5 protein-coding genes are annotated in these 8,691 nt (G+C 67.9%); all 5 read left to right on the forward strand.

What is annotated here, in order from left to right:
- Positions 1-4 precede the first annotated feature (4 nt).
- The 5 genes from GOAMI_RS12625 to GOAMI_RS12645 all read left to right on the forward strand — a co-directional run bounded on the left by GOAMI_RS12625 (position 5) and on the right by GOAMI_RS12645 (position 8,510).
- Complete coding sequence (locus GOAMI_RS12625) at positions 5-1,804, forward strand: IucA/IucC family protein (RefSeq protein ID WP_006436919.1); 1,800 nt, start codon at positions 5-7, stop codon at positions 1,802-1,804.
- Entirely contained in the window at positions 1,801-4,155 is a 2,355-nt protein-coding gene (locus GOAMI_RS12630; protein WP_006436920.1) for a penicillin acylase family protein, read from the forward strand. Before GOAMI_RS12625 ends, GOAMI_RS12630 begins: the two co-directional genes overlap by 4 nt.
- Positions 4,143-5,585, forward strand: a complete 1,443-nt coding sequence (locus GOAMI_RS12635) for an amino acid adenylation domain-containing protein (RefSeq protein WP_040004804.1) — start codon at positions 4,143-4,145, stop codon at positions 5,583-5,585. Before GOAMI_RS12630 ends, GOAMI_RS12635 begins: the two co-directional genes overlap by 13 nt.
- Positions 5,586-5,652: 67 nt before the next feature.
- Positions 5,653-7,197, forward strand: a complete 1,545-nt coding sequence (locus tag GOAMI_RS12640; RefSeq protein WP_006436922.1) for a pyridoxal phosphate-dependent decarboxylase family protein — start codon at positions 5,653-5,655, stop codon at positions 7,195-7,197.
- Complete coding sequence (locus tag GOAMI_RS12645; RefSeq protein ID WP_006436923.1) at positions 7,194-8,510, forward strand: lysine N(6)-hydroxylase/L-ornithine N(5)-oxygenase family protein; 1,317 nt, start codon at positions 7,194-7,196, stop codon at positions 8,508-8,510. Before GOAMI_RS12640 ends, GOAMI_RS12645 begins: the two co-directional genes overlap by 4 nt.
- The last annotated feature ends 181 nt before the right edge of the window (positions 8,511-8,691 follow it).

Below are 8,691 nucleotides of genomic sequence, written 5' to 3' on the forward strand. Positions count from 1 at the left end.
TCCGTTGACCGTCGAACAGATCCGCCATCCGCGAACCGCACTGCCGGGCACCGTGTCCCATCGGGAGACGTATCACCGCAGGATCGCCAGGAAGATACTGGCCGAGTTCTCTCACGAACGCGCCCTGAGTCCCGTCGAGACCGGACCGGGCAACTACGTCGTCGTCTCCGCCGACGGCGACACCGAATACCGTTTCCGCGCCGAGGTCCTCGCCCTGGAGAACTGGGCGATCGAGGAGTCGTCGTTGCGTCGTGTGCGACGTGGCGAGGAACTGCCCGTCGACGCCATCGCCTTGGTCGTCGACCTCGCACCGCTGCTCGGCATCGGCCCTCAGGCGCTGCCGGACTACCTCGAGGAATTCATCAACACCCTCGCCATCAGCGCCGACCGGCCCGACGAACGGCGCGTCACGGCAACCGATCTCGCGTACGCCGACTTCCAGACCATCGAGAAGACGATGACCGAGGGTCATCCCTGCATCGTGGCGAACGCCGGGCGCCTCGGCTTCAGCGCCGAGGACATCGAGCGTTACGCACCCGAGGTCGGCAATCACTTCCGGCTCGCCTGGGTCGCTGCCCGCCGTGAGGACTGTGACGTGGCGACGGTCAGCGGCGTCGACTACGACGCCATGCTGGTCGACGAACTCGGCGTCGAGACGCTGGCGGACTTCGACGCCGTCCTACGCGAATGCGGTTGTGAACCCGACGCTTACCACTACCTGCCGGTGCACCCGTGGCAGTGGACCGAGAAGGTCCGCAAGCTCTACTCCGCCGATCTCGCCGACCGGCGCATCGTGTTCGTGGGTGAGAGCCCCGACCTGTACCAGGCGCAGCAGTCGATCCGTACGGTCTTCAACTCGACCAGCCCCACCCGCCACTACGTCAAGGGTGCCCTGTCGATCGTGAACATGGGCTTCACCCGGGGCATGTCGGCGGATTACATGCGCACCACCCCGCTGATCAACAACTGGGTCCGCGGACTCGTGGCCGACGACCCGTACCTGGCCGCCATCGGATTCGAGATGATCTTCGAGGTCGCGGCCATCGGCTACCGCAGCCCCACCTTCACCCAGATCACCCAGCCGGGATCGGAGTACCGCAAGATCCTCTCGGCGCTGTGGCGCGAGAGTCCGGTCTCGCTCGTGCGCAGCGACGAACAGCTCGCCACCATGGCGGCGCTCCTGCACGTCGACCACCACGGCGACTCCCTTGTCGGTGCGCTCATCGCACGGTCGGGGATTCCCGCCGCCGAGTGGATTCGACGCTACCTGCGGACGTACCTCCATCCGATCGCCTACCTGCTGTACCGGTACGAGCTGAAGTTCTCCCCTCATGGCGAGAACCTGATCCTGGTCCTCGACAACGGGATCCCGGTCCGCGCGATCCTCAAGGACATCGGCGAGGAGGTGTCGGTCTTCGGCGATCCGGAGGGCTTCCCGGAGAACTGCGCTCGCGTGCTCACCGCCGAACCCGACGAGATCCGCAACCTCGGCGTGCTCTCGGACATCTTCGACGACTTCCTGCGCCCACTGGCGGGCATCCTCCACACCGACCGGCTCGTCACCGATGGGCAGTTCTGGGACCTGGTGGCCGAGAGCCTGCGCGAGTTCGTCGCCGCCCATCCCGATCTCGATGACAAGTTCGCGAAATGGGATCTGTTCGCGCCACATTTCGGTGCGGTCCACATGAACGGCCTGCAGCTGCGCAACAACAAGCGGATGGTCGACATCGAGGACTCCTACGCATCACTCATCGACGCCGGACATCTGCTCGCCAACCCCGTCGCCGATCGGGGGCCCCGATGACCACCACGACCCCGTCGGCCGAATCTCCTGTCGCGGAGATCCTGCGCGACACCCACGGCATCCCGCACGTGCTGGCCGTCACTCCGGCCGGGGCGCTCTTCGGACAGGGCCGTGCCTGCGGTCAGGACCGCCGGTGGCAGATCGAGTTCATGCGACTGCGCGCCGAGGGCCGCACCGCCGAGGTCTTCGGCGAGTCCTGCGTGGAGTGGGACACCTTCGCCCGGCGGGCACGCCTGGATGCGGTCGCCGAACGGATGTACCACGCCTCCTCGGAGCGCACCCGAAACCTGCTGCGCGCCTACGCCGACGGCGTGAACAGCACCCTGTCGGACGCCGATGGCGTTCCTCCGGCACCGGAACTCGCAGCGCTCGACCATCATCCGGAGCCCTGGCAGCCGTGGACCCCGATCTCGGTCTTCATCATGCACCACGTGCTGTTCGGCCGGTTCACCACGAAACTGTTCCGGCTCCACGCCTGCCGCACCACCGGACCGGATGCACTGCGGTTCTGGGCCTTCGAGGGCAGCGAGAACGACCCGACCGTGCCGAGGATTCCCGATGAGGCATTCCTTCGCGAGATCCTTGATCTCACCCGGCCCACGCCGGTCGCCGAATCCCCGATCGGGGAAACCGTCGACCTGGGTGATCCCATGTCGGGCAGCAACGCGTGGGGTGTCTCCGCGGCCCGCAGTACCACCGGGTCCCCGATCGTCGCCGGTGACCCGCACCGATTCCTCGAACTGCCCGGCATCTACCAGCAGTTCCACCTCGCCTCGACCGACCCGGCACAGTCCTTCGACGTGGCCGGTTTCGCCTTCGCGGGCGTCGCCGGGATCCCGCACTTCGCTCAGGGCGAGGAGATCGCCTGGGGCATCACCAACGCGATGGCCGACTACCAGGACCTGTACGTCGAGCGACTCACCCGCGACGAGACGGGCACATTGCTCGTCGAGGTGCCCGGCGGAAACCGGGCGCCGGCCACCGTCCACACCGAGCAGATCGGCGTCCGCGACTCCGAACCCGTTGCGGTCGAGGTGATCACCACACACAATGGCGCCGTCGTATTCGGTGGTCCGGATGAGCCGTTCGCGATCAGCCTGCGTTCGCCGCTGCTCTCGACGGACGTCACCTTCGACGCCCCGCTCGACCTGCTGTTCGCCCGATCGATCGCCGACGTCGAAGCCGCGCTGTCGTCCTGGGTCGAGCCGGTGAACCGTGCCGTCGTCGCGCACGCCGACGGAACGACCGTCACCCACGTGGCCGGACGGGTACCCGTCCGGGCTCCGGAGAACTACTGGCTACCGGTTCCCGGCTGGGACGAGCGCTACCAGTGGCAGGGCTACGAACCGGGTTCACTGGGCGACCCCGATTTCGACGCGACCGTGGCCGACGGCGGTGTCAGCGTGACCGCGAATCAACGGATGTCCACGGTCCCTGCGCTGCAACCGATCACCACCGAGTGCGTGGAGGCGTTCCGCGCCGACCGCATCACCGCTCGTCTCGACGAACTCGACGCGGTCAGCGCGGACGACTGCGGAAACATCCACCGCGACATCCGCCTCGACCAGGCGGAGGTGGTCCAGCGACTCCTCACCCGGGTGGTGGGCAACACCCCGGCCGCCGAGGACTTCCGGCAACGCATCCTCGCCTGGGACCGCACCATGGGCGCCGACAGCACCGACGCCTTCCTGTTCGCCGAGTTCCGCAGTCAGCTGGTGCTCGGAGTCGCGCGCACCGACGTCCTCGCCCCGCTGCGGGGTCCGCACGGCTTCCCCGCGGTGTTCCAGCCGTGGTTCGTCCCGGAGCCGCGCCTCGCCACCGCCATCACCACGGTGATCGCCAACTCCGCGGTGATCGGGATAGACATCGGCGAGGTTGCGCTCGACGCGCTCGACGCCGTCGTCACCCGCGTCGAGGCGATCGGGCACGTCCCCCGCTGGGGCAGCGTGCACGTGCTCGCCCCGATCCACGGTTTCGATCTCGTCGGTGCGTCACCTCGACATCCGGAGCTGTTTGCGGCGCTGCGACCCACTCCGCTGCCCCTCGCCGGGGATTCGGAGTGTGTCTTCGCCAATGCGTCCGCGGTCGGCACCCACGTGTGCATCACCGGCTCCGCGGCCCGCTATGTCTGGGACCTCGCCGACCCGCGGGCGAGCCTCTGGGTGGTGCCACTCGGCGTCAGCGGCGACCCGGATTCCGAGCACTTCCAGGACCAGGCCCCACTGTGGGCGGACGGCCGATTGATCCCGGTGGCCCGCGACTGGGATGTCCTGCGCGCGGACGACCCCACCGTCATGTCCACCGTCACTTCGACCGCCACTTCGACCGAGGGAGAACCGTGCCCACATTGACCGAAGCGCGACTCACACTGCTCCGCCGGCGGATTGCGGAGTCCGGCGACGCCGCTGCGGGCGAGGCCCGCCCCGACCCGAGCGCACAGAACCCGGATTCCTTCGGGCAGTTCGGCATCGCCGAACGTCGAATGTGGAAGATCTACGAGCTCGATCCGGAATCGGTATCGCACAACATCGGTCTGGTCATCGAGTTCGACGGCGATCGAACCGTCGAATCCGTGGTCGCCGCAGCGGAACTACTCGTCGAACGCTTCGAGGTTCTCAGTTCGATCGTCGAGGTCGAAGCCGGAGTACCCCACCGTGTGAAGGTCCGTCGAGAAGGACGGTGGGCCGCAACCCGTTCGGTCTGGACCTGGGGTCTCGACGACGCCGCGGTCGGCTCGACGGAGAGCGACACCATGGCCACGCGGTTGACCCGCACCCCATTCGACCTGTTCACCGAGGTGCCGTTACGCCTGCGTGTCTCGGGAGGTGACGGGCGGGTGAGCATGATCCTGGTGGTTCACCATCTCGCGGTCGACGACACCTCATGGCCTTCGCTGCTCGGCACGCTCGTGTCCGGCGAGTGGATCGGGGACGTGCACGCAGAGGCCCGGCCCGCCACCCCGGATGCCGCCACTGCGGCCGAGACCACCGACGCCGCGGTACGCCACGCTCTCGACACCTGGGCGGCCGACGATGTGCGCCACCCGCTCTCCGGCGAACTGCCCGCCGAGAGCGCCGCGGAGAGCTGGCTCTCCCCGATGGACGATCGGGAGGGCATCAAGGTGGCCGCCGCGGTCGCCGACGAATCGCTCGCCGCGTTCGACCGGGTCGCACAGATCGTCGGCGCTACACCCAACGCGCTGCTCATCGGAGTGTGCTCGCTGGCCGCGTTCGCGCTGACCGGTTCACCCGACCATGTGCTCGTGGTCCCGGCCGACAACCGGCGCCGCACACAGCCACCGCAGCGTATCGGCTACTGCGGCAACATCATCCCGATGCGTTTCCGCGTCGACCCGACCGCGACCGTCGAGCGGGCCCTGCGCGATGCCGCGTCGGTGATCTACCGGGCGATGGAACACTCCGGCACCGACTTCGGCCCGATCCTCACTGCACTTCGCCAGCGGGGCGGCCGGTTCCCGGTCATGGAGATCATGGCTTCGGTGCGTCCCGCGCCGCTGCGCGGCGTCGCCCGACCCGACGGCCCTCCGGCCACCTGCCGTTCGGTGTTCAACGGAATCGCCAACTATCCGTTGTCGATCGCCTTCGAGACCGACGACCACGCCACCCACGTCGAGGTCGATCACCAGCCCGGAATCGTTCCCGACCACGTCGCCACGCGCGCCACCGGCGTGTTGACCGCACTCGTCGACCTCATCCCGTCCGCTCTGGGCTCGACGGTCGCCGAACTACTCGCGGATCTCGAGAGACGGGTCCCGGCGTGACGGACCGACACGCGCACGGAGACCGAGCGCATGATCACACCACCATCGAAAGTCCAGGGGGAACTCAGTGACCGAAGACCGCGTGTCCGCGTGGGGGGCTTCCCGTTTCGCCCGGCCGGGAACGGGATGGGCGGACATCGGCCGCGGTCTGGCCGAGGCGGCCGAGTCGGTCACGGCTCACCACCACGGCGCGCCACTGCCCGCCGGGGATCCGGTGTCGGTGCTCGCCGCGGTCACCGAATCCCTGGGTGGCCCCGGAATCCCCGATTCCGGGATCGGCGAGTCCGAGGCCCTGTCACGACTCGCGCGCCTGGTGGCCGAGTACGGTCTCGATCTCACCCATCCGCTGACCGCAGCTCATCTGCAGCCGGCACCTCTGTCCGTCGCGGTGGCCGCGGATGCACTCGCGAGCGCCACCAACGCCTCGCTGGACACCTATGACTCGGGACCCGCAACGCTCGCCCTGGAGACCTGGACCGTTCGCTCACTCGCCCGCATGGCGGGATTCGGCGAGCAGGCCGGTGGCGTCTTCAGCCCGGGCGGATCGATCTCGAACCTGCTGGCCCTCATGATCGCCCGCGATCACACCGCCGCACGCCGTGGCATCGACGTCCGGCACGACGGTGTGGGCGCGCTGCGCCGACCCGTGGTGTTCTGCTCTCGCGTCGCCCACTTCTCCGTGCACCGCGCATGCGCCGCACTGGGTCTCGGCGAATCCGCGGTCATCCCGGTCGAGGTCGACTCCCATCACCGGATCGTCCCGGAAGCACTCGAGGCCGCGATCCGGCAGGCCGGCGATGTCACCCCGCTCGCGATCGTGGCGACGGCCGGTACCACCGACTTCGGCACCGTGGACCCGCTGCCCGAGATCGCCGACATCGCCGAGCGTCACGAGATCTGGCTGCACGTCGACGCCGCATACGGATTCGGCACGCTGTTCTCCGATCGTCTGTCCGGACTGCTCACCGGCGTCGACCGGGCGGACTCGGTCACCCTCGACCTGCACAAGGTCGGCTGGCAGCCGGCCGCCGCCAGCCTCATGCTGCTCTCTGATGCCAACCGGTTCGTGTCGCTGAACCGTTCGGTCGCCTATCTCAACCCCGACGACGACGTCGAGGCCGGTTACAGCGGCCTGCTCGGTCAGACCCTGCAGACCACCCGCCGGCCCGACGTGCTCAAGGTCGCGGCCACGCTGATGGCCTACGGACGCCGCGAACTCGGCGGGATGCTCGAGCGGTGCAACGACCTCGCGGTGTACGCCGAACAACGGGTGGCCACGGAGTTGCAGCTCGAACTCATCGCACCGGTCACGCTGACCACCATCGTCTTCCGCTATCGCTGCGCCGACCTCGACGCGGTCAACGGCGAATTGCGACGTCGCCTCATCGCCGATGGCAAGGCGCTCATCGGGCGCACCCAGGTACGGGTGCCCGGCGAGGACGAACCCCGGACCTGCCTGAAACTGACACTTCTGAACCCGGAGACCTCGGAGAGCGACATCGACGACCTGTTCGACGAACTCCTGCGTCTCGCAATCGAAGTGGAATCCGAGAACGCCTCGGCGTCCAGCGACCAGGCCCACAGTGAAGAAATGGTGAGGGTGTCGGAATGACCCGAGTTGAGAATGTAGATGTCCTGGCGGTCGGCTGCGGCCCGTTCAATCTGGGGCTCGCCGCGCTGGCGTCGACCGTCGAGGACCTCGACGTGCTCGTCGTGGACTCGCGCGACGAGTTCCGGTGGCATCCAGGACTGATGTTCGACGAAGCCCGACTGCAGGTGGGTTTTCTGTCGGACCTGGTGACCCTGGTCGATCCGACGCACCCTCTGTCGTTCCTGAACTACATGGCCGACACCGACCGGATGTACCGGTTCCTGGTGCGGGAGAGCTTCTACCCCACCCGCGTCGAGTACGAGACCTACCTGCTCTGGTGTATCGAGCGGCTCGACTCCCTGCGCTGGGGCACCACCGTCACCGAGGTCAACTGGGATGACGAGGCCGACGCCTTCCGCGTCTCCATCGTCTCCGGCGGCGCGACGTCGACCGTGATCGCCCGCCACGTCGTCGTGGGCGTCGGCACCGAACCGTTTGTGCCGGAATCATTGTCGTCGGAGTCCTCGGCGGTCGTGCACAGCTCGGACTACCTGTACCACCAGGACAAGGCTCATGCCGCCGACTCGGTGACCGTCATCGGGTCGGGACAGTCGGGCGCGGAGATCGTGGTCGACCTCCTCGAGGCGAATCTCCGCGGCGGACCGGCCGTCCGCTGGTGGACCCGCACCCCGTGGTTCGCCCCGCTCGACTTCACCAAGATGTCGCTGGAGATGACCACCCCGGCGTACATGGATTACTTCCACAGCCTGCCGGAAGAGGCCCGCGACCGGATCCGCCCGCAGCACTGGCAGTTCCACAAGGGCGTCTCCACCGACACCCTCGAGCGGGTGCACGAGCTGCTGTACCAGCGTCAGCTGCGGGAGAAGCTCAACCCCGTCCAGCTGCGCATCTCGACCGAGGTCGAAGGCATCGACACCCTCGCCGGCGGCACACTGAAGGTCCGCGGACGCCACCTCGACACCGGCACCCCACTCGCGCACACCACCGACATGGTCATCGCCTGCACGGGCTACCAGGCCCGCAAGTCGGACTTCCTGGCCCCCATCGAGTCTCAGCTGCACCGGGATTCACGCGGTCGTCTCGTCATCGGCGCGAATCATCAGGTCGAAACCGAATCCGCCCTGACCAACCGGGTGTTCGTGGCGAACGCCGAGGAGCACGCCATCGGCGTCTCGGCGCCCAACCTCGACATCGGCGCGGTCCGCAACGCCCGAATCCTCAACGCCGTCATGGGTCGCGAGGTGTACCGGCTGCCGAAGGACACCGCTTTCACCAGCTTCGGGATCGACGACACCGACGACGTCGTCGGCTAGGACTCAGCGAGCAACGCCCCTCGCTCCCTGAGGTGCGAGGAGCGCAAGCGACGAATTCCCCCTCGCTCCCTGAGGTGCGAGGAGCGCAAGCGACGAATTTCCCCTCGCTCCCTGAGGTGCGAGGAGCGCACACGACGAATTTCCCCTCGCTCCCTGAGGTGCGAGGAGCGCAAGCGACGAG

This window comes from Gordonia amicalis NBRC 100051 = JCM 11271 (genome assembly GCF_000332995.1).
Lineage (GTDB): Bacteria > Actinomycetota > Actinomycetes > Mycobacteriales > Mycobacteriaceae > Gordonia > Gordonia amicalis.